This is a genomic window from Coprobacter secundus subsp. similis, assembly GCF_015097275.1.
Taxonomy (GTDB): Bacteria; Bacteroidota; Bacteroidia; order Bacteroidales; family Coprobacteraceae; genus Coprobacter; species Coprobacter secundus.
Genome location: NZ_AP023322.1, coordinates 1,360,284 through 1,381,415 on the forward strand (window position 1 = coordinate 1,360,284; position 21,132 = coordinate 1,381,415).

14 protein-coding genes are annotated in these 21,132 nt (G+C 35.5%); 12 read left to right on the forward strand and 2 right to left on the reverse strand.

The window, feature by feature from the left end; genetic code table 11:
- Positions 1 to 100 precede the first annotated feature (100 nt).
- The 6 genes from leuC to Cop2CBH44_RS05365 all read left to right on the forward strand — a co-directional run bounded on the left by leuC (position 101) and on the right by Cop2CBH44_RS05365 (position 6,497).
- Positions 101 to 1,495, forward strand: coding sequence for a 3-isopropylmalate dehydratase large subunit (gene leuC / locus Cop2CBH44_RS05340; protein WP_200755686.1), 1,395 nt, complete (start codon positions 101 to 103; stop codon positions 1,493 to 1,495).
- Between the two features lie 30 nt (positions 1,496 to 1,525).
- Positions 1,526 to 2,116, forward strand: a complete 591-nt coding sequence (gene leuD, locus Cop2CBH44_RS05345) for a 3-isopropylmalate dehydratase small subunit (RefSeq protein ID WP_021931553.1) — start codon at positions 1,526 to 1,528, stop codon at positions 2,114 to 2,116.
- A 101-nt stretch (positions 2,117 to 2,217) separates the two neighbouring features.
- Complete coding sequence (locus tag Cop2CBH44_RS05350) at positions 2,218 to 3,735, forward strand: hydroxymethylglutaryl-CoA lyase-like TIM-barrel protein (RefSeq protein ID WP_021931552.1); 1,518 nt, start codon at positions 2,218 to 2,220, stop codon at positions 3,733 to 3,735.
- A gap of 34 nt (positions 3,736 to 3,769) precedes the next feature.
- Positions 3,770 to 4,846 carry a 3-isopropylmalate dehydrogenase gene (gene leuB / locus Cop2CBH44_RS05355; RefSeq protein ID WP_200755687.1) on the forward strand — a complete coding sequence of 359 codons (1,077 nt, stop codon included), beginning with the start codon at positions 3,770 to 3,772 and terminating at the stop codon, positions 4,844 to 4,846.
- 124 nt (positions 4,847 to 4,970) lie between these two features.
- Positions 4,971 to 5,402 (forward strand): hypothetical protein, encoded by a 432-nt coding sequence (locus Cop2CBH44_RS05360; RefSeq protein ID WP_021931550.1) that lies wholly within the window; start codon positions 4,971 to 4,973, stop codon positions 5,400 to 5,402.
- Between the two features lie 252 nt (positions 5,403 to 5,654).
- Entirely contained in the window at positions 5,655 to 6,497 is an 843-nt protein-coding gene (locus tag Cop2CBH44_RS05365) for a hypothetical protein (protein ID WP_021931549.1), read from the forward strand.
- Positions 6,498 to 6,580: 83 nt separating this feature from the next.
- Here Cop2CBH44_RS05365 and Cop2CBH44_RS05370 read toward each other — a convergent pair whose 3' ends face one another.
- Complete coding sequence (locus Cop2CBH44_RS05370) at positions 6,581 to 7,771, reverse strand: OmpA family protein (RefSeq protein ID WP_200755688.1); 1,191 nt, start codon at positions 7,769 to 7,771, stop codon at positions 6,581 to 6,583.
- 452 nt (positions 7,772 to 8,223) lie between these two features.
- A complete protein-coding gene (locus Cop2CBH44_RS05375; RefSeq protein WP_200755689.1) occupies positions 8,224 to 10,176 on the reverse strand; it encodes a glycoside hydrolase family 97 protein in 1,953 nt (650 codons plus the stop codon).
- A gap of 199 nt (positions 10,177 to 10,375) precedes the next feature.
- Here Cop2CBH44_RS05375 and Cop2CBH44_RS05380 point away from each other — a divergent pair, with 199 nt between their 5' ends.
- The 6 genes from Cop2CBH44_RS05380 to Cop2CBH44_RS05405 all read left to right on the forward strand — a co-directional run bounded on the left by Cop2CBH44_RS05380 (position 10,376) and on the right by Cop2CBH44_RS05405 (position 21,038).
- Positions 10,376 to 11,245 (forward strand): murein hydrolase activator EnvC family protein, encoded by an 870-nt coding sequence (locus tag Cop2CBH44_RS05380; protein ID WP_021931546.1) that lies wholly within the window; start codon positions 10,376 to 10,378, stop codon positions 11,243 to 11,245.
- 156 nt (positions 11,246 to 11,401) lie between these two features.
- A complete protein-coding gene (locus Cop2CBH44_RS05385; RefSeq protein WP_021931545.1) occupies positions 11,402 to 12,559 on the forward strand; it encodes a 1-deoxy-D-xylulose-5-phosphate reductoisomerase in 1,158 nt (385 codons plus the stop codon).
- 13 nt (positions 12,560 to 12,572) lie between these two features.
- A complete protein-coding gene (rseP, locus tag Cop2CBH44_RS05390) occupies positions 12,573 to 13,895 on the forward strand; it encodes an RIP metalloprotease RseP (RefSeq protein ID WP_021931544.1) in 1,323 nt (440 codons plus the stop codon).
- A 29-nt stretch (positions 13,896 to 13,924) separates the two neighbouring features.
- Positions 13,925 to 15,109, forward strand: a complete 1,185-nt coding sequence (locus Cop2CBH44_RS05395; RefSeq protein ID WP_021931543.1) for a class I SAM-dependent rRNA methyltransferase — start codon at positions 13,925 to 13,927, stop codon at positions 15,107 to 15,109.
- A 1,084-nt stretch (positions 15,110 to 16,193) separates the two neighbouring features.
- On the forward strand, positions 16,194 to 17,717 hold the full coding sequence (locus Cop2CBH44_RS05400) for a TIR domain-containing protein (protein WP_200755690.1): 1,524 nt from the start codon (positions 16,194 to 16,196) through the stop codon (positions 17,715 to 17,717).
- 657 nt (positions 17,718 to 18,374) lie between these two features.
- On the forward strand, positions 18,375 to 21,038 hold the full coding sequence (locus tag Cop2CBH44_RS05405; RefSeq protein ID WP_200755691.1) for a zinc-dependent metalloprotease: 2,664 nt from the start codon (positions 18,375 to 18,377) through the stop codon (positions 21,036 to 21,038).
- Positions 21,039 to 21,132: the final 94 nt, after the last annotated feature.

Below are 21,132 nucleotides of genomic sequence, written 5' to 3' on the forward strand. Positions count from 1 at the left end.
CAAATATCATAAGTTAATTCTAAATCTATAAAAAAATTATTCTTAAATTGAAAGAATTTAGAAAATACATTTTATCAAATGATTAAAAGAAATATATCCAATGAAAACATTATTTGACAAAATTTGGGATGCACACGTAGTATCAACCGTAGAAGGCGGCCCGACACAACTATACATCGACAGGCATTACTGCCACGAAGTAACTAGTCCTCAAGCATTCAACAGCTTACGAGAACGAAATCTAAAAGTATTCCGTCCAGAAAAAACAACTTGCTCACCTGACCATAATATTCCGACTTTAAATCAGGATAAACCAATACAAGACCCTATCTCACGAAAACAAGTAGAGGAATTGACTAAAAATGCACAGGAGTTTGGGTTGACTCTTTTCGGTTTGGGACATGAAAAAAATGGTATCATTCATGTTATTGGTCCTGAAAACGGACTCACACAACCGGGAATGACTATTGTCTGTGGTGACAGCCATACATCAACACATGGAGCGTTTGGTGCCGTAGCGTTCGGAATAGGAACCAGCGAAGTTGAAATGGTTTTGGCTTCACAATGTATTTTACAACCAAAGCCGAAAAAAATGCGTATCACGATTGATGGCAAATTGAAAAAAGGTGTGACAGCTAAAGACATCGCTTTGTTTGTCATTGCAAGAATGACAACTGGTGGTGCTACTGGATATTTCGTAGAATTTGCCGGAGAGACTATCCGATCTTTAAGTATGGAAGAGAGGATGACAGTATGTAATCTAAGTATAGAAATGGGAGCGCGTGGAGGAATGATTGCTCCAGACGAGACAACCTTTGCTTACATAAAAGGTAGAGAATACGCACCAAAAGGAGAAGAATGGGATAAAGCTATTGCCCAGTGGAAGGAGCTAAAAAGCGATGATGGAGCAATATTTGATAAAGAAATATATTTCAATGCCGAAGAAATAGAACCTCGTATTACATATGGGACTAACCCCGGTATGGGCATGGGTATACAAGATACAATTCCCACTCTTGAAGAAATTGATGAAGCTGGAAAAATATCTTTCTGTAAATCATTGGATTATATGGGATTCAAACCAGGAGAAAAATTAATCGGGAAAAAAATAGATTACATATTTTTAGGTAGTTGTACAAATGGAAGAATTGAAGATTTCAGGGCTTTTGCCCAATTCGTTAAAGGAAAGAAAAAAGCTGAATGTGTAACCGCTTGGCTCGTTCCTGGTTCTTGGAAAGTAGAAAAACAAATCCGGAACGAAGGTTTAGATAAAATACTGAATGATGCAGGGTTCGAACTACGCCAACCCGGATGTTCTGCTTGCCTTGCTATGAATGACGACAAAGTACCTGCCGGGAAATATGCGGTATCTACATCAAATCGAAATTTCGAAGGTAGACAAGGTCCAGGAGCTCGAACAATTCTCGCAGGCCCTCTTGTTGCAGCAGCAGCAGCTATCACCGGAGAAATAACAGATCCAAGAGACTTTTTATAATTGATTCAGAATGTTTAATCTATAATAATCATGACAGATAAATTTGAAACTTTAACATCAACTTGTATCCCATTACCTATGGAAAATGTAGATACAGACCAGATAATTCCAGCTCGTTTTCTCAAAGCGACTACTCGTGAAGGTTTTGGAGATAATCTCTTTCGCGACTGGAGATACGATAAAGAAGGTAATTTAATAAAAAGCTTTGTTCTAAATGATCCAACATATAGTGGCTCCATACTTGTAGCCGGAAAAAATTTCGGTAGCGGATCGAGTCGAGAACATGCAGCCTGGGCTGTGGCCGGTTACGGATTTAAAGTCGTTGTATCCAGTTTTTTTGCTGATATCTTCAAAAACAATGCATTGAACAATTGTGTGCTTCCGGTCGTAGTATCCGAATCATTCCTTGCTGATTTGTTTGCGGCTATTCGAGAAAACCCACAAACGACCGTAACTATAAATCTTGAAAAACAAACTATTGTTAACAATGCAAATAAAGCTATGGAGACATTCGATATAAATCCTTACAAAAAGAATTGTTTACTTAACGGATTTGATGATATCGATTACCTGCTGAGCCAAAAAGACAAAATCGAAGCTTGGGAAAAAAATAAAATATAACATTTTCTATCAACTATCTCCTGTTAAAAATCGGATATATCAGACTTATTCAATAGAAATGAATATAAAAATTTTCTTAAACTGATAAATAAAATATAAGTATGTCGATAGAAATAATGGATACCACCCTTCGTGATGGAGAACAAACCTCCGGAGTTTCTTTTGCAGCTCAAGAAAAACTGAGCATCGCCAGACTTCTACTTGAAGAACTGAAAGTCGACCGAATCGAAATAGCATCGGCTCGAGTATCAGAAGGTGAGTTCGAAGCTGTAAAGCGAGTCTGTGAATGGGCCGAAAGACGCAATCACTCAAACAAAATAGAAATCTTAGGATTCATCGATGAAGGAATCTCTATTAGATGGATTAAACAAGCTGGAGGAAAGGTAGTAAATTTACTTTGTAAAGGTTCTAAAAAACATTGCGAACAACAATTACGTAAAACTCCACAAGAACATATATCTGATATAAAATCAACAATAGAAAAAGCTCGAAAAAATGACATTGATATCAATATCTATTTGGAAGACTGGTCCAATGGGATGATACAATCTCCCGATTATGTCTTCCATCTTATCAATAGTCTAAAAGATGAACCAATAAAAAGATTCATGTTACCTGATACATTAGGTATATTGAATCCATATCAAACTTTCGAATTCTGCAACAATATATGTCAACAATATCCTGATATCCATTTTGACTTTCATGCTCATAATGATTATGATTTGGCAGTTGCCAATGTCTTATCGGCAGTAAAAGCCGGTATAAAAGGCATCCATTGCACTATCAATGGTCTTGGAGAACGAGCCGGTAATGCACCTTTATCAAGTGTATTAGCCGTATTACATGATCAGCTAAAACAACAAACTCATATCGATGAGACTAAAGTAAATCAAGTAAGCCGCGTCGTAGAATCTTACTCCGGTATCCGCATACCTTCCAATAAACCGGTCATCGGTGAATACGTCTTTACTCAATGCGCCGGAGTCCACGCCGATGGAGACAGCAAAAATAACCTATATTTTAATGATTTACTTCCCGAAAGATTTGGTCGCACTCGGGAATATGCATTGGGGAAAACATCAGGCAAAGCTAATATTCGTAAAAATCTGGAAGCTCTAGGAATAGAACTGGATGATGAATCGATGCGAAAAGTTACGGAACGAATTATTGCTCTAGGCGATAAAAAAGAACTAGTAACTCAAGATGACCTTCCATATATAATTTCAGATGTATTGAAGCACAATGATAAAGACCAACCAATACGGATACTTAATTATTCTTTAGCTTTGGCTCAAGGACTGAGACCTGTCGCTGTCATTAAAATGGAAATACATGGTATTCAATATGAAGAAACGTCTATAGGTGACGGACAATTCGATGCATTTGTAAAAGCTTTACGAAAGATTTATAAAATACAACTAAAACGACCCTTTCCTATGCTGACAAATTACATGGTAGACATTCCTCCCGGCGGGCGAACAGATGCTCTTGTACAGACAGTTATCACATGGAATCATAACGGGCACACATTCAAAACCCGAGGGCTTGATGCCGACCAAACTGAGGCAGCTATACAGGCAACTATCAAAATGCTGAATCAAATTGAAAGTATGTAATAACAAAAAACATTTATATTAAAATTTACCTATTATGAAAATGAACATCGCTGTACTCCCTGGAGATGGGATAGGGCCCGAAATTGTTGCTCAAGCTCTGAATGTAACTGAAGCTATATGTAAAAAATTCGGACATGAACTGACATACAAGCAAGCTCTGGTTGGGGCATGTGCTATCGACGAATGTGGAAACCCCTATCCTGACGAAACTCACGAACTCTGTATGCAATCGGACGCAGTTTTGTTCGGAGCAATAGGCTCCCCTAAATATGATAATAACCCATCAGCAAAAATTCGTCCCGAACAAGGGTTATTAAGTATGCGAAAAAAATTAGGGTTGTACGCTAATATACGTCCCGTAACAACATTCGAATCATTGATACATAAATCTCCTTTACGTACTGATATTGTAAAAGGAACTGACCTGATGTGTATACGAGAACTTACAGGAGGCATCTATTTCGGACGTCCTCAAGGTAGAAGTGAAGACAACAACACAGCGTATGATACATGTGTATATACCCGTGAAGAGATTGAACGTATCGTTCATTTAGCATATAAATATGCTATGCAGAGAAGGAAAAAGCTTACAGTCGTAGACAAAGCAAACGTCTTATGTACTTCTCGATTATGGAGAGAAGTTGCTCAAAAAATAGAAAAACAATATCCTGAAGTAACCACTGAATACATGTTTGTAGACAACGCTGCCATGCAATTGATACAATGGCCAGGACGTTTTGATGTTGTTGTTACAGAAAACATGTTTGGAGATATTCTCACAGACGAAGCCTCTGTCATCACCGGTTCATTAGGAATGCTCCCTTCCGCATCGGTAGGTATATACACTTCCGTCTTCGAACCTATCCATGGCTCTTATCCTCAGGCTGCAGGGAAAAATATAGCTAATCCCATTGCTACCATATTATCCGCTGCACTAATGTTTGAATACGCTTTCAATCTGCCCAATGAAGGCAAATTGATACGCAAAGCTGTTGACGCCTCCATAGAAGCGGGTATCGTTACTGAAGACCTAGCCAAAGATGGTAAAACATACTCTACTTCTGAGGTCGGAGAATGGATAACAAATTATGTCAACAATTATCAATTGTGACTTTCCTATTCCTTCTAAACCTATTTGTCCAAATAATATCATTATATTTATTTTAAAAACAGTCCAAATATTAAACTTTTGGACTGTTTTTTTGTCTTAATACTATAAATATATAATATATAAAATGAAAGAAACAGAATTTTCTATATATACCAAATGGATATTTGTATTGCTGACCATTTTTAACCTGCAAGCCTGTGAAATAGAATGGGACGACGATAGACCAAGATATCCAGGAGAAGCAACTGATATGCTTTGTTATAAAATATGGTCCGATACATTTAGAAACAATCAAGGATTTACAGTAACACAAGAACTCCGTTTTTGGGCAGATGGTTACGGAGAAGAAACCTTACGCACAGTCTATCCCGACCGCACCCAAATAGAAACATTTCCTTTTGAATGGAGATGGAACAGTTATCACTATGATGCCCTTATATGGCGTTATAGAGATGGAGCAGAAACCTACTTTGATCAACTGCGGCTTGATTTCAGTACATTATCCGGTAGATTCGGTCCAGATTCTGTAACATTTTATAACATGGGAAGATTCTAAAAAAACTATCCAAACAAAATATTAATACACTGGGAATGTAATAAAATATTTATTACAACAGCATTCATTATTCCAATTAATATATTGATAAACAACACATAAATATACTATTTTTTTACTTTATGAGATATTTATATAAACAAAATATATATCTTTTTCCCTTTATTTTTGTTATTAAAACATGATTCTGTATTTTTGTCATATAAAATATAATTTACAATTTATTTATATATTTAATTATTAAATGATAAAATGAAAAAACAGATTATTCTTATTTGTTTACTCTTATCTTGCTGTACCACTATTTCATTCGCACAACGAGATATGAAAGCATTCGAACACTTAGCTGTAGGATTGGAAGCCGGGACAACAGGTATAGGCCTTGATGTCGCTGTTCCATTACATCCACATTTCGCATTAAGAGCCGGTATTGCTATGTTTCCTTACTCCTATTCCACAGGATTTGATATTGATTTCGCCAGTTCAGAAATGGATAATATTATCAACCAATATCCTGATATCAAAAACGAATTAAAACAAAACGGATTGCCAACCAATTCTTCCGAATTGGATACAGAAGCTAATCTAAAAGCAAAATTAGGTCTATTGAATGGAAAAATATTAGTAGATATATACCCATTTCGAAAAGCCTCTTTTCATTTCGTAGCAGGATTATACATCGGAAAGAGCAAATTAGTATCTGTCACCGGAAAGATGCCACAACAAGTAACCGAGGTGTCTGAGATTTTAAACAAATATTCTCAACAAACAGGAGTAGATTTTGAAACAGGTATTGCATTAGGAGATTACTCTATCCAAGCCAATGAATTAGGCAATGTAGATGCTGCAATCAAAATAAATAGTATAAAACCTTATGTAGGGCTTGGATTTGGGCGTTCGGTACCCCGTAAAAGAATTGGATGCCAATTTGAGATGGGTGTCATGTTTCACGGTAAACCCAAAATTGTCAGCAGTATAGCCAGTGTAAATGATTTATTGAATGACGAACTCAGTTCTTCCGGTATTACAGATATAATGGATAAAATAACGATTTATCCTATGATTTCCTTAAAATTAGTCGGACGTATTTTCTAACTATAACTTCTTCTAACAAAAAATGAGATGCCGTTCTCCTTTTATAAGAACGGCATCTCATTTTTTATTTCGAATCGAAAATATTATTTAGCAGCTTTTCCACTAAACACCACAATACGATTCCAGTTATTATTGTTAGGATAAGGTTGAGAATCACTACCATTCCCTATCATCTGGATACGATTGGCCTTGATGCCATATTTACCTGTCAAAATTTTCACAACAGCGTCAGCACGCTTCTTACTCAACTCTTTATTATATGCTGGAGTTCCTGTTTCTTTATCTGCATACCCAATTACAGTAACATTACAATCCGGATTTTTCTTCATCCACTCAGCTATATTATAAACATTGACCATCTCTTCAGGAGAAACCACTGCACTATTTATTGTAAAGCGAACTACTGAAGTCAAATCAGCATCACAATTTGAAACAGGTTCTGGAACAGGGACAACTTCCTCTGCAACAACAACTTCTGGACAAGGAGGGCATTCACGAGATTCACAATCTTGTAATCTCGAACGTAAATCATTTACTTTATTATTCAAATCATTAATAACAATTCTTTCTCCAGAAGGATCAAATGCGTTGAAACGATCCTTTCCAAATTTTACAGTCAAACCACCAATAGCCGATACAATAGATTCAACTTGTTTTCCTTGTACTACTCCGTTAAAATGATCACCCATAGCATTTGCCCGACCTTCTAAGAAAAAGTCAACATAATGAGATAAACGGAAATTCAGTTTTATACCAGCTGATACAGGTAAACCATAGGTCCTATGGTCATTAATCGGATTTTTAAATGCCAACGCGGCTCCGACACCAGCAAACGGTATAACCGAAACTACACGTTTTTCATTATAACCACCTAAAGCATTCGTCAAATCCCACATCAAATCACCGTAAACCGCAGCATAGCGAAAATGATTCATATGTTCTTTATCTGGCCATAACGGATGAAGAGCTCCCCCCATTGCACTAATACGAACTCCCAAATATGGAGTAATCCATTTGCCTAAAGCAAAATTCATTGCTAAAGTATACTGCACATTCCCTTTATGTTCGGTAAGGAAAGTCTGAGCTCCTGCACCAAGAGATATGTACCAATTATCTCCCACTTTATTTGCATAATAATGAGTTTTACCGGGCAACATCTCTGCAACCGTCACCTCCTCTTCAACCACAGCTACTTGAGCTGCTCCACTTTCGACAAACGCCCAGGAAGCTACCAGGGCCAACGCCATCGAGTAAAGAACATGTTTTGTTTTCATCTTTTTGACAATTTAGTTTACATTTATTATGTGTTTGCAATTGTTTCCTGATAGAGTAAAAAGGCCCTATTTACAATACAAACACTCCATTTTTATTTCTTTTGATGGTAAAACAACTCGCGTTGTCATTCTGTTCAAAACGATAAGATAAAAATATCATGAAAACATTCACCGACAGAACTTAAAGTTCGGATAGTCAAAAGAAAAGCCATTTAGTAAATTATATGTTTTTTTCAGAAAACAGAATATAATAATGTGCAATAAATCGATAAAACCATTACATTTATACCTATATGCCATTTTTGAAAAAATAAAGATACAAACTGGATCTCGAAAGTCAAATTAAAAACTTTCAAGACCCAGCTCACAATCCAATCAAACTTTCTTATATCAAAAATTCAACCATTAATTCAATTTTAACATCCCATATATCCACTAATTTTATAATTTTTTTATTCAAGAACAGCTGCCCATCCTCCATTTCGAGCCAGCTCTATCTTTATCTTGTCTCCAGATTTAACGGTACTTTCTTTCTTTCGATAATCCATCGCTTGGTTACCAGCATTGATGCCGTCTTCAAAAGATGTCATCCGATATTCTCTGCTTTCTTTTAGAAAACTAAAATCGATCGTCAATTCACGTCGAGTCTCTTTTCCATTACAAATCGCACCGACATACCATTTCCTGTTCTTATTTCGAGCAATAACAACATATTCTCCGACTTTAGCATCCAAAACCTCCGTTTTATCCCACGTAACCGGCACACTTGTTATAAACTCAGTACAGTCCTGATTGCGATAATACAGAGTAGGATTATCAGCCAACATCTGAATCGCACTTTCAAAAACGACATACAAAGCTAATTGATAAGCTCTTGTCCCGATACTCGCCGCATTAGGACGTTCAGCTTTATACGATTCAGGCTGCATACTTATCATCGCCCCCGGCGTATAATCCATCGGTCCTACCGCATTTCTTATAAAAGGAAAATACAAACTATTTTCGGGAATACAATTTCCCATATATTCCATGCCTCTTACTCCCTCGTAAGACAACAGATTAGGATATCTACGTTCTAGGCCCGCAGGTTTAAAGGCCCCGTGAAAATCTATTACCAAATGATTTTCGGCAGCAGCTTTTACCACCCTTTCATAAAAATTAACCATCCACTGGTCGCTCCGATCCATAAAATCTATTTTTATACCGGAGATACCCCATTCCGAAAATGTCTTAAAAAGATCGAAATGTTTTTCTACTGTAAGCCAAGTAAGCCACAGCAGTACACCCACTCCTTTTTCTTTTCCATAACGAACAATTTCATGCACATTTACTTGCGGATTGGGAGTGTAAGGATCCTGTGTACTCAATGCCCATCCTTCATCCATCAATATATACGGAATATCATACCGAGCTGCGAAATCGATAAAATATTTATAGGTATCTAAGTTATAACCGGAAACAAAATTTACATCGGGTCCATACGGTGTAGCACCATTCCACCATTCCCAACTCACTTGTCCCGGTTTTATCCAACTATAATCAACCAATTCACAAGGAGAAGAAAGGTTATACACCATTTCATTAGATACAATATCCCGAACATCGTTAGAAATTACAAAAAAACGCCAAGGAAAATTCCGAGACCCGGATGTTTTTGCTATATAATCAGCTTCTCTCAATATTTTAACACTACGATCCCCATCTTCTCCAAACTCCAAAGGACATTTTGGAAATACCGACCGAAAACCATTATTCCCAGAACTTTTTATAAACATACAGGGATAATCGTACAAATCAGCTTCCGAAATCAATATATTGTATCCATTATTCGTCTCCAGCAAAACTGGGAAATAGCTCATCTGGTCAATATTTTTATACTCGGTCGTCTTTATATGAGTATAAGGGACTTCGCATGATGTTTTGAAACTTTCCGTTTGCGAAAGATGTGCCAAATAAGAATCGGGAAAATTTATAGAATACTCTTCATCCAAAACTTCTCTTTTCCCTTTTTTGATCGTAATGAAACGATATGCTACACCATTATCGTACGCTCTGAACTCTACAGAATAATCTCCGTCCATATCCATCTGCAAAACATTATAATGATTACGCACTTCGGCATTTTTCATCGGAATTTCCCGTTTTACAGTTTCATCTACACTATTTCTCCTTATATTCCGCAACTTTGGCGACCGTCCCAAGACTTCATCTTTCAAATCCAAAGACATAGAACAATCTTTCAATAACAACTCATTTCCAGCATAAACGGAATAATAAATCTTATCTTTCAACTGAATATCTACGCCCAATGACCCGTCAGGAGATTTCAGCTCAATATTTTTACCATATATTCCAACACTACAAAATAAAAAAAATACCACACATAATAGAACAAATCGTTTCATGGTTTCAATTATAAATTAGACAAATAAAAAACAACTTCATCAATTTTACCGACGCATAAAAATACAAAGATATTTTCAAATACTCAATATAAAGTCTCTACAAATATAACGTTCTCTTTTATTTACGAAATCATCGTTTTTGCTATTATCATAATTAATTTGTAATATTGCAGTGTATAGAACTTCAGAATGACGTAATATGCATAAAAAAAATAAATCACGCATCTTTTGGAAAAAAATGCGCTCAAAATACAAACTTTCGTTTTTCAACGAAAATACATTAGAAGAGGTATGGACTTTCAGATTATCCCGTTTAGGGGCATTCATGTTTTTCACTGCACTTGTTGTCATCATATTTATGGCAGCAACTTATTTAATAGTAGGAACCCCTTTAAAAAATTTTCTTCCGGGATATCTTAAAAGAGATGCTCGTGCAAAAATTATGGATAACGCTTTACGCATAGACTCATTATCAAAAGAACTTGAAATAAAAGATCATTACCTACAAAATTTAAATCGTATCTTAACCGGAAATATCCAGCACGACTCCATAGAACAAATAAAAGATTCTTTGCTCACTTTCCCTAAAGATTCGTTTCTGAACCGTTCTGAAACGACCGCTGAGTTTATAGAAAAATACGAAAAAGATGAAAAATATCGACTAAATGTATTTCACGATAATATACCCACAGACGGATTTATATTCTACCCTCCAACCAAAGGGCAGGTCGTCAACAATTTTAACCCCAAACGAGGACATTACGGTATCGATATACGAACTTCAAGAAACGCAGCTGTTTCTTCTGTTCTCGATGGAACTATTATTGTAGCCAACTATACGTTAGAACAAGGTTATATAATTGCAGTCCAACATGGGAACAATTTTATTTCTATATACAAATACACCGGAGGTTTATTAAAAAAAGTAGGAGATAAAGTAACTGGAGGTGAAAAAATTGCAGTTGTAGACAATTACAATGACAGAATATCTACAGAAAACACATCCATAGAATTTCAACTTTGGTACATGGGACAACCATTGGATCCAGCTGATTATATAGTTTTTTGAATTGGTTTTGCATAAAATGAGTAAAAAAGAAAATTATTCAAATTATTTAACCCTCACTTCTTAAAATAAAAAAACTAAAGGCCGATTTTATATAGTTATCACTATTTAAAGAGAGATAATTTATATCTTTGCCTTACTTTTTGGAAAATTGTAAATATGAAGAAGCAACTTGCGATATTAGGATCGACCGGATCTATAGGAACTCAAGCTTTAGAAGTCATTTCGGAAAATCCTGATTTGTTTGAAATATATACCCTAACAGCAAATAATAATGTTGATTTACTTATCGAACAGGCCCGACGATTTGAGCCTGAAGCAGTAGTTATTGCTAACGAAAAACACTATAAAAAATTAACCGAAGCATTAGCAGACATACCTGTAAAAGTATATGCTGGACAAGAAGCTATTGCCCAAATAGTAGAGTCAGAACCCATAGATATGGTTCTCACCGCGATGGTTGGTTATTCCGGTTTATATCCTACTATACAAGCCATTAAAGCCGGTAAAACTATAGCATTAGCAAACAAAGAAACATTAGTTGTAGCAGGAGAACTTATTAATAAACTGGCACTCGAACATAAAACAGCTGTAATCCCTGTCGATTCTGAGCATTCAGCTATTTTCCAATGTTTAGCAGGAGAGATACACAATCCAATAGAAAAAATTATACTTACAGCATCTGGTGGTCCATTCAGGACATATACACAAGAACAGATGAAATCTGTAAAACTAAAAGACGCATTACAGCATCCCCGTTGGAAAATGGGGAACAAAATAACAATAGATTCAGCCACTATGATGAACAAAGGCTTTGAAGTAATCGAAGCCAAATGGCTCTTTGATGTGAAACCTGAGCAAATTGAAGTTGTTGTACATCCCCAATCTATTGTACACTCAATGATTCAGTTCGAAGACGGAGCTATCAAAGCTCAGTTAGGAACTCCTGATATGAAATTGCCCATAAGCTATGCTTTTTCTTATCCAAATCGATTGAAGAATTCCAGTCATAAACTTAAAATCGAAGATTATCATCATTTAACATTTGAGTACCCTGATACAGAAAAATTTCCTCTTTTGTCATATGCTTATCATGCTATGCAAACAGGGGGAAATATGCCATGCATATTAAATGCTGCAAACGAGGTCGCGGTCGAAGCTTTTCTACATGAAAAAATCGGATTTATAGAAATCACATCCCTCATTATGAAGACGATGGAAAAGATGTTCTTCATAAAAAATCCAACTTACGAGGACTACGTTAATACAGACAAAGAAAGCCGTATACAAGCAAAAGAATTAATCAAAAATTTATAATAACTTATAACAAATGGAGACATTTCTTATCAAAGCTTTGCAATTAATTTTAAGCCTATCTATCTTGGTCATTGTCCATGAATTCGGGCATTTTATTTTTGCACGGTTATACAAAATACGAGTAGAAAAATTTTATCTTTTCTTTAACCCTTGGTTTACCCTTTTCAAATTTAAGCCCAAAAACAGTGAAACAGAATATGGTATCGGATGGTTACCTCTGGGCGGTTATGTAAAAATAGCCGGCATGATAGATGAGTCAATGGATAAAGAACAAATGGCAAAACCTGCCCAACCATGGGAGTTCCGGTCAAAACCTGCCGGACAACGTCTTATGGTTATGATTGCCGGAGTGCTATTCAATTTCATTCTGGCTCTACTCATTTATTCAATGATTACATTCACTTGGGGTGATAGCTATCTTCCATTTAAAAATGCAAAAGCCGGACTCAATTACAGTGAAGTAGCACATCAGGCCGGGTTTAAGGATGGGGATATACCCTTAGAAGCTGATGGAAAGCCGTTAGAAACATTAACGGGAGAAACTGTACGAGCAATGGCGGAAGCCAAAATAATAAAAGTGGAGCGCGATGGAAAAATCGTAGAGATAAACATGCCCGAAAATTTTATGCTACAATTAATCGACAAAAACGAGAAATTTGCCTCCTTCAGATTACCAATCGTCGTCAAAGAAGCTTCTCCCGGACAAGGAGCCGCTCTCGCCGGAATACAATCAGGCGATAGCTTGACAAATATTAATGGAACCCCTATACCTGATTTTATAACACTTACTAAAGTTTTGGATAGTGTAAAAGGGAAAAATGCAAATGTAACTTTCTATCGTTCCGGAAAAGAAATGACATTGCCTGTGCAAGTAGATAAAAATGGCAAATTGGGTATTGCCCTAACCCCAATTACCGACATATATCCATTAGTTACTATCCATTATGGATTTTGGGAATCTTTTCCCAAAGGAATTGAAAAAGGTATCAGTACCTTAAAAGGATATGTCAGTGATATGAAATATGTATTTACGAAAGAAGGTGCCAGCAACTTAGGAGGATTCGGAGCTATAGGAAGTATCTTCCCTCCAGTTTGGGATTGGGAAGCATTTTGGAGCATGACAGCATTCCTCTCAATCATTTTAGCTTTTATGAACATATTGCCCATTCCGGCATTAGATGGAGGTCATGTGCTTTTCCTTTTGTATGAAGTAATTACACGAAGACAGCCAAACGAAAAATTCATGGAATATGCTCAAATGGCCGGTATGGCATTCTTATTTGCCCTATTGATTTTTGCCAATGGAAATGATATATTTCGATTCTTTTTCAAATAAAGAACCGATGAAACACACAGATTTTATATATGACATATAGCAAAATATATTTAAAACCCGGGAAAGAAGAATCCTTACAAAGGTTTCATCCTTGGGTATTTTCGGGAGCTATTCAGCGCTTCGAAAAACAGCCCGAAGAAGGGGATATCGTTGAAGTAGCAGATAATAAAGGGAATTTTATTGCCTTAGGACATTATCAGATTGGAAGCATTGCAGTCAGAATATTATCATTCGAACCCACTACAATCGATCTTGACTTTTTTAAGAACAGATTGATGACAGCTTATGAATTACGTAAAAGTATAGGGCTCACTGACGGAGATTACAACAACACTTTCAGACTTGTTCATGGAGAAGGAGACAATCTCCCCGGTCTTATTATCGATATCTACGACCAAACAGCTGTTATGCAAGCCCATTCTCCCGGTATGCACTATGCAAGACACATACTTGCCGATGCCATTATACAAGTTTTGGGTAACCATATAAAAAATGTATATTACAAATCTGAAACTACTTTGCCCTATAAAGCACAACTTGACCCAGAGAATGAATATCTAATCGGAGGAGAAGCCGGAAATATTGCAATTGAATATGGACTCAAATTTCATGTAGATTGGCTGAAGGGACAAAAAACCGGTTTTTTTGTAGATCAACGAGAAAATAGGGCACTTCTCGAACGCTATTCCAAAGGACGGTCCGTATTAAATATGTTCTGTTATACTGGAGGATTTTCATTTTATGCAATGCGGGGAGGAGCAAAACTGGTACACTCGGTGGACAGTTCGGCTAAAGCAATAGATTTGACATGTAAAAACGTAGAATTAAATTTCCCTGGAGATACTCGGCATAAAGCTTTCGCTGAAGATGCATTCAAATTTCTCGACCAGATGGGAGATCAATATGACCTCATAATTCTCGATCCTCCAGCATTTGCCAAACATCGGAAAGTTCTGCATAATGCATTACAAGGATATCGAAAATTAAATGCAAAGGCTTTTGAAAAAATAAAACCCGGAGGCATAATATTTACTTTCTCATGTTCACAAGTCGTATCGAAAGAAAATTTTAGACTGGCAGTTTTTAGCGCAGCAGCCCAATCGGGAAGACGTGTTCGCATTATTCATCAATTAACTCAACCTGCCGATCATCCTGTAAATATTTATCATCCAGAAGGAGAATATCTTAAAGGATTAGTTTTATACGTAGAATAGATAAAGGCAAAGCAAGAGACTGTACTGATAGGAATCAGATAGTCTTTTGCTCTATTTATACACAAACCTCTCCAACATAAAATTTCTTAAAAGCATCCTGCAATACCTCTCCACTCATAGTCAAACAAGGTAATTCCAATGATAGAACCATAACAATGATTCCTAAACCTTAAATCTCCTAACAACGTCTTTCTCAAATAATTTTTACTTTTCCGAAATTTGTTTCCTCAAAAATAAATCGTCAAACAAAATTTTTCCTAAAACTAAACAGTGTATTTCTCATTTTTTATGTAATCCGATATTATAATATAACAATAATAATTTCACAACAAAGAATAAATAACCAATTATAAATTAACTGATTACCTTAAATCCTCAAAAAAAACAGCGCATCAAAATGTTAAATATAATTAATACATAGATAAAAACAGTGCAATCATTTGCACAAACCACAAACTATCTCTACATTTGCAATGTGTTTTTCATGGTATTAGATTTAAGGTTAACGAAGATTGGTTGTCGTGAGACAACCATTTTTTTTGTTTATACTTTTATATAGATAAATCATATATACCAACAATCAGTAATTACTTTAAACAAAAAAGAACAACTGTTTCTATACACCATCAACATATACCACAAAAAACTTATCTTTGCAAATACACAGAAAAAAGACTACATTCTTATTCTCACCGAACAGATTCATCAATCTAATAAAGTCCAACAACACTCTTTTTTCGAAGCATCTCTTTTCAATAAAATACCGATAAAATTAATACCCCCAATTATCAAGACCTATTCTCAGAACTACCATCACATCAATAGATATACCGCCGTATCACAATACCACTGACACATAAACTTTACACTTTTGCAAAATCAGAATAAAGACTTATTTTTGATAAAAAATCATATTTTGCTATTTAATAAAACTGCAAAAATACAGTACAACATAGTTAAGAATAGACAAATCAGCATCGAATTATCAATATAAATGAGATACTAAACAAGATCTTAATAAAAAATAAACAGATAATTTAATATTTTTGTAAAATAAGTCCCAGACTGTAAAAAATCAATAATTATGCGGAGTATGGAAAACTATCAACTCGACGACAATCTCAAAATACTGGTTATTGGTGCAGGAAGTGCTGCATGTCAGATAATCTCATCTATTAAAGAACAATGTTTATTGAGAGACCAAACTCGACAAGAGGCAAAAAAGTCTCAAAAAATCGATGAATTAAACGACTCCGACATAATTGATTTTTTGGCAGTTGATTCAGACGAAAAACTACTGGCAAAACTTAATCTTCCCCTCAGACAAATATTACTCTTAGATGCGGATAGTAAATCTCGTCAAAAAAACTTATCCAAAATAAAAGGAAGAAAAGCAGTTATTCGAGAACTATTGCAAAAGGATAATATTTATATGCTCGTCCTTATTGCTCCCTTAGGAGGAGAAACCGGAAGTAAAGTCGCTATAGAAATAGCAGAAATCGCAAAAGAACTCCATATATATACCATTGCTTTAGCGTCTGTTCCTTTCACATTCGAAGGAAATAATAGTTATTCCATAGCAACAACAGCGATTCAGACGCTCAACACACTCATCGATTCTGTTGCTATACTCCCCAGCGACCTCATTATCAAAAGAGATAAAGAGCTCACGTTGATGAATGCTTTCAAAATATTGTCGACTTTATTTTCCGATACTTTTTTCTCCATCATCGATATTCTGAAAAAAAAAGGAGTAATCACAATTGACTTTGCAGATTTAAGAAGCATACTACATAATTTATCCATCATCATATCAGAAACAAGTTCTGAAGAAAACCCTATTCAAGATACACTACAAAAAATATTAAGATATGCTCATTTAACTGATAAAGATGTAAATAAATCCAAATCCATTCTACTCAATATATTTATAAGTGCAGAATTTGAATTATTAATGGAGCATATCCAAGAACTTCAGTATTTCTTTTCTAAATTCGACAAACAAAAAATTATTTGGGGAGTAGCAAAAGATCCGACTCTAAAAGAAAAAGCAAAAATAGTCGCTATCTTTTCTGGTCTGAATGATGATGAATTTGAGACAGTAACCCGAACAGACCCACAAGATATAATCATAGAACAGAAAAATCCCACATATCTGGCCGAATACATTAATCGCATACACAATGATTTTCCTGGTAAAAAGGCATTTATAATAATGAGTTTTCAACAAACACCCATACATGCCCAAATACATGAAGTAATAAAAAAGGTTCTAAACAAATACGAAATCTCAGCTTTACGTGCCGATGATATAGAATATACCGATGACCTTATGAATAATATATTGGCTTACATCTATGCCTGTGATTTCGGTATAGCTGTTCATGAACGTATTACTACAGAGAATCCTAATCCCAATGTAGCCATGGAAATCGGCATATTTATAGGCTTAGGAAAACCTGTTTGTCTATTAAAAGAACGTACACTTAATAAACTAAACTCCGATTTAGCAGGAAAACTTTATAAAGAATTCGATTCATACAACATAGAACAAACACTAATCCCTGTTCTCGAAAAATGGATAAAAGACAAAAGATTTATTTCATGATGAGATACTCAAGGAGTTTCTACAATTAAAAAAACTCTTTAAGTCTAAATTTTAAATCATACACAAGCGAATAACACCGGAACAAATTTTACCAACCTATACCAAATCATTGACGGCAGCACTGCCCTGTACACACTTTAAATTTCATAGATTCGTATTCTCTTCCTAACCGTCAATTCATCGAATGGAACAAAGACATCTCGCTCATATCACTTTATATTATTTAGAAACCAAATCATAAACATAAAAAAAACAATACTTTATCACAAGATTAATAAAAAAAATAAATTCTAACCAATACACATATATAGAATATAAAAATCACTTGCATATTTAATGTATATGACAATTTTTTATTCTATATATCCCTTTAAACTTTACTATTATTTTTTGACATAAAAAAAATATTTTCGATAAACTTTTGTCGGTAAAAAGCTTTAAGAACATCATTTTGATTGAAAATACATAAAAATAGCAACAATTATTTGCAAATAAAAAAAACTATACATACTTTTGCCTTTTGAAAAAGATTGGAATTGGTAGGTTTATAAAAATGTTATATAATAAATTGAAAGAAAATTATTCAATTAAATTACTAAATTAAATATCGCATTAAGTCAAAAAACAAGAAGAATTAACTTAAACACTAACTCAAATATGAAGAAAAGCAAGTTTATCTTGTGGGGAATTATGTTCTCAGTTATAGGGTCTTGCTATGCAGGAGACCTCCTTGTTGATAATAATACAATACATTCACAACAAGAAGAAACCCAACTTAATATATTCAGAAAAAAGGGTAAAAAATCCAGAAAATCAAAAAAAGGAGATGTTTCAGCCAAAAGCGATACAACCAAATCAAAAAATGATTATGGGAAAATTGTTGGGTCAGAAACTATTACACAAGAAGGGATGTTTCGCATCCACAAAAAGAAAAATGATTATTATTTCGAAATCCCGATAAAGTTACTCAATCGGGACATGCTGATTGTAAATAAGTTGACCAAAGTCCCCGCAGTTGTAAATGACGCCGGAATAAATAAAGGGATTAACTACCAGACAGAATTGGTGCGTTTTGAATGGAATAAGGATGATAATAAAATCCTTGTCCGTGAAATACAGCCTAAACCTCAATATCCTGATGGTGATGCTATCGGGAAATCTGTTGATGAAAATTATATATCACCATTAATGACAGGATTTAAGATAGAAGCATATAACAAAGATACAACAGCTTTTGTCATTAAAATAAATGATATTTATAATGGGGACTCACCTATTAACCGTTTTTTCCCCAATTTAAATATAAGCTCTTCAATCGATAAAAACCTGTCGAGAATTGTTAAAACTAAGGCTTTTGAAAATAATGTCGTCGTTATATCTGAATTGACAACACATGTAAAAGAATTCAATCAGATCAGTAATGTAACGGCAGAAGTCAGTTCGTCTATTGTCTTGTTACCGGAGAAACCTATGATTGGACGTTACACATCACCTTTAGTCGGATACTTTTATGTCCCTCAACTATTTTTCAGTGATAAGCAACAAAAATTGGATTCTCGAAAATTGATTACCCGCTGGAGACTCGAACCCAAACCGGAAGACAAAGATGCTTATTTGCGTGGAGAATTGGTAGAGCCAGTAAAGCCTATCGTATTTTATATTGATAAAACAACTCCTATACAATGGAGAAAATACATCAAGCAAGGAGTAGAAGATTGGCAAGTAGCATTTGAAAAAGCCGGATTCAAAAATGCAATTATTGCCAAAGAACTACCTGATAGCGTTGCCGCAGATGAAGATGATATAAATTACTCTGTTATCAACTATGTCGCTTCGGCAGAATCGAATGCTATGGGACCATCGACATACGATCCCCGTTCAGGTGAAATCATCGAAGCTGATGTAATCTGGTGGCACAACGTAATTGCTATACTAAAAAACTGGATTACGATACAAACCGGAGCTGTAAATCCGGCCGCACAACAATGCTTACTACCAGACAGCCTTATGGGAGACGCTATGCGTTTTGTCGCCTGCCACGAGATAGGACACTCTTTAGGGTTACGCCATAACATGATTGCCTCGGCTGCTTATCCAACCGATTCGTTACGGTCAAAAACATTTACAGACAAGATGAACTCAACAGCATCCTCTATTATGGATTATGCTCGATATAATTATGTAACACAGCCCGGAGACGGAGTGACCCATCTTGCTCCGCACATCGGTCCTTACGACATATTTGCAATTGAGTTCGGATATCGTTGGAGGGATATACAGTCTCCTGATGAAGAAAAAGACGCTATCTATGAGTTTCTGAGTAAACATACCGGACCATTATATAGGTTTGCAGATGCTCAATCAATGCGAGAAGCTACTGATCCAAGAGCTATGATTGAAGATTTGGGTGATGATAATGTAAAGGCGGCTCGATTCGGTATGGCCAATATCAAACGAATCATGCCTCATATTATAGAATGGACTACAACTGGAGAGAAAGGCCAAACTTACATGGATGCCGGACGGCTATATAATGCAATCATCGGACAATGGAATCTCTATGCTTACCATGTACTCTCTAATATCGGTGGTATGTATCTCGAAAATACAGCCATTGGTGATGGACAAGAAACATACGCCTTTGTTGAAAAAAACAGGCAAAAGGAAGCCGTACAGTTTTTACTTGATGAGGTGTTGACCAGTCCAGATTGGCTACTAAATGCTGAAATCAACAAATATACATTCCCCATTCAGAACTCCGTTATTGGAGCTATTGAAAATTCTCCGTCATATACGCTGAAAAACATGCATGGTTATATTTTCTGGGATTTATTGACCAATAACCGTATCGTCCGTATGATTGAAAACGAAAAATTGAATGGGAAAAAGGCTTTCACTGCTATCGAAATGTTAGATATGATGCATAAACACATATTCGGCATTACCGAAAGAGGAGGCATACCCGATGCTAATATGAGAGCTTTACAAAAAGGTTTTGTTGACGCACTTTTAGTTGCAGCACAAGAAGAAGCCACAACCAAAAGTGCACCTAAACTAGTAGGCACAGGTCTGCAAGATCTTGTACTACCTTGTTACGGTCAGCACCTTGAAGGAAAAGACGAACATTCTGTACGTAATGTCAATTTTTACAGCGGACAGTCGAATCGCACATCTGATGCTGTATCAGTAAAACGAGGAGAATTACTTCGCATTAGAGACCTGTTACAAAAGCGAGTTAATTCAACATCCGATTTAGCAGCGCGCTATCATTATACTGATGTTCTCTTGCGTATCAATACAGGATTAGGATTGAATAAATAAACAGATGTATAATAAAATAGATTGAATAACAAGTAATATTTCCGAATTTAATATTCGGAAATATTGAGTTATCCTTTCCAAAATAGGGATATAA

Coding starts and splice junctions, on each gene's coding strand:
- leuC (WP_200755686.1), top strand. CDS start 101: ATGAAAACATTATTTGACAAAATTTGGGATGCACACGTAGTATCAACC.
- leuD (WP_021931553.1), top strand. CDS start 1,526: ATGACAGATAAATTTGAAACTTTAACATCAACTTGTATCCCATTACCT.
- Cop2CBH44_RS05350 (WP_021931552.1), top strand. CDS start 2,218: ATGTCGATAGAAATAATGGATACCACCCTTCGTGATGGAGAACAAACC.
- leuB (WP_200755687.1), top strand. CDS start 3,770: ATGAAAATGAACATCGCTGTACTCCCTGGAGATGGGATAGGGCCCGAA.
- Cop2CBH44_RS05360 (WP_021931550.1), top strand. CDS start 4,971: ATGAAAGAAACAGAATTTTCTATATATACCAAATGGATATTTGTATTG.
- Cop2CBH44_RS05365 (WP_021931549.1), top strand. CDS start 5,655: ATGAAAAAACAGATTATTCTTATTTGTTTACTCTTATCTTGCTGTACC.
- Cop2CBH44_RS05370 (WP_200755688.1), bottom strand. CDS start 7,771: ATGAAAACAAAACATGTTCTTTACTCGATGGCGTTGGCCCTGGTAGCT.
- Cop2CBH44_RS05375 (WP_200755689.1), bottom strand. CDS start 10,176: ATGAAACGATTTGTTCTATTATGTGTGGTATTTTTTTTATTTTGTAGT.
- Cop2CBH44_RS05380 (WP_021931546.1), top strand. CDS start 10,376: ATGCATAAAAAAAATAAATCACGCATCTTTTGGAAAAAAATGCGCTCA.
- Cop2CBH44_RS05385 (WP_021931545.1), top strand. CDS start 11,402: ATGAAGAAGCAACTTGCGATATTAGGATCGACCGGATCTATAGGAACT.
- rseP (WP_021931544.1), top strand. CDS start 12,573: ATGGAGACATTTCTTATCAAAGCTTTGCAATTAATTTTAAGCCTATCT.
- Cop2CBH44_RS05395 (WP_021931543.1), top strand. CDS start 13,925: ATGACATATAGCAAAATATATTTAAAACCCGGGAAAGAAGAATCCTTA.
- Cop2CBH44_RS05400 (WP_200755690.1), top strand. CDS start 16,194: ATGCGGAGTATGGAAAACTATCAACTCGACGACAATCTCAAAATACTG.
- Cop2CBH44_RS05405 (WP_200755691.1), top strand. CDS start 18,375: ATGAAGAAAAGCAAGTTTATCTTGTGGGGAATTATGTTCTCAGTTATA.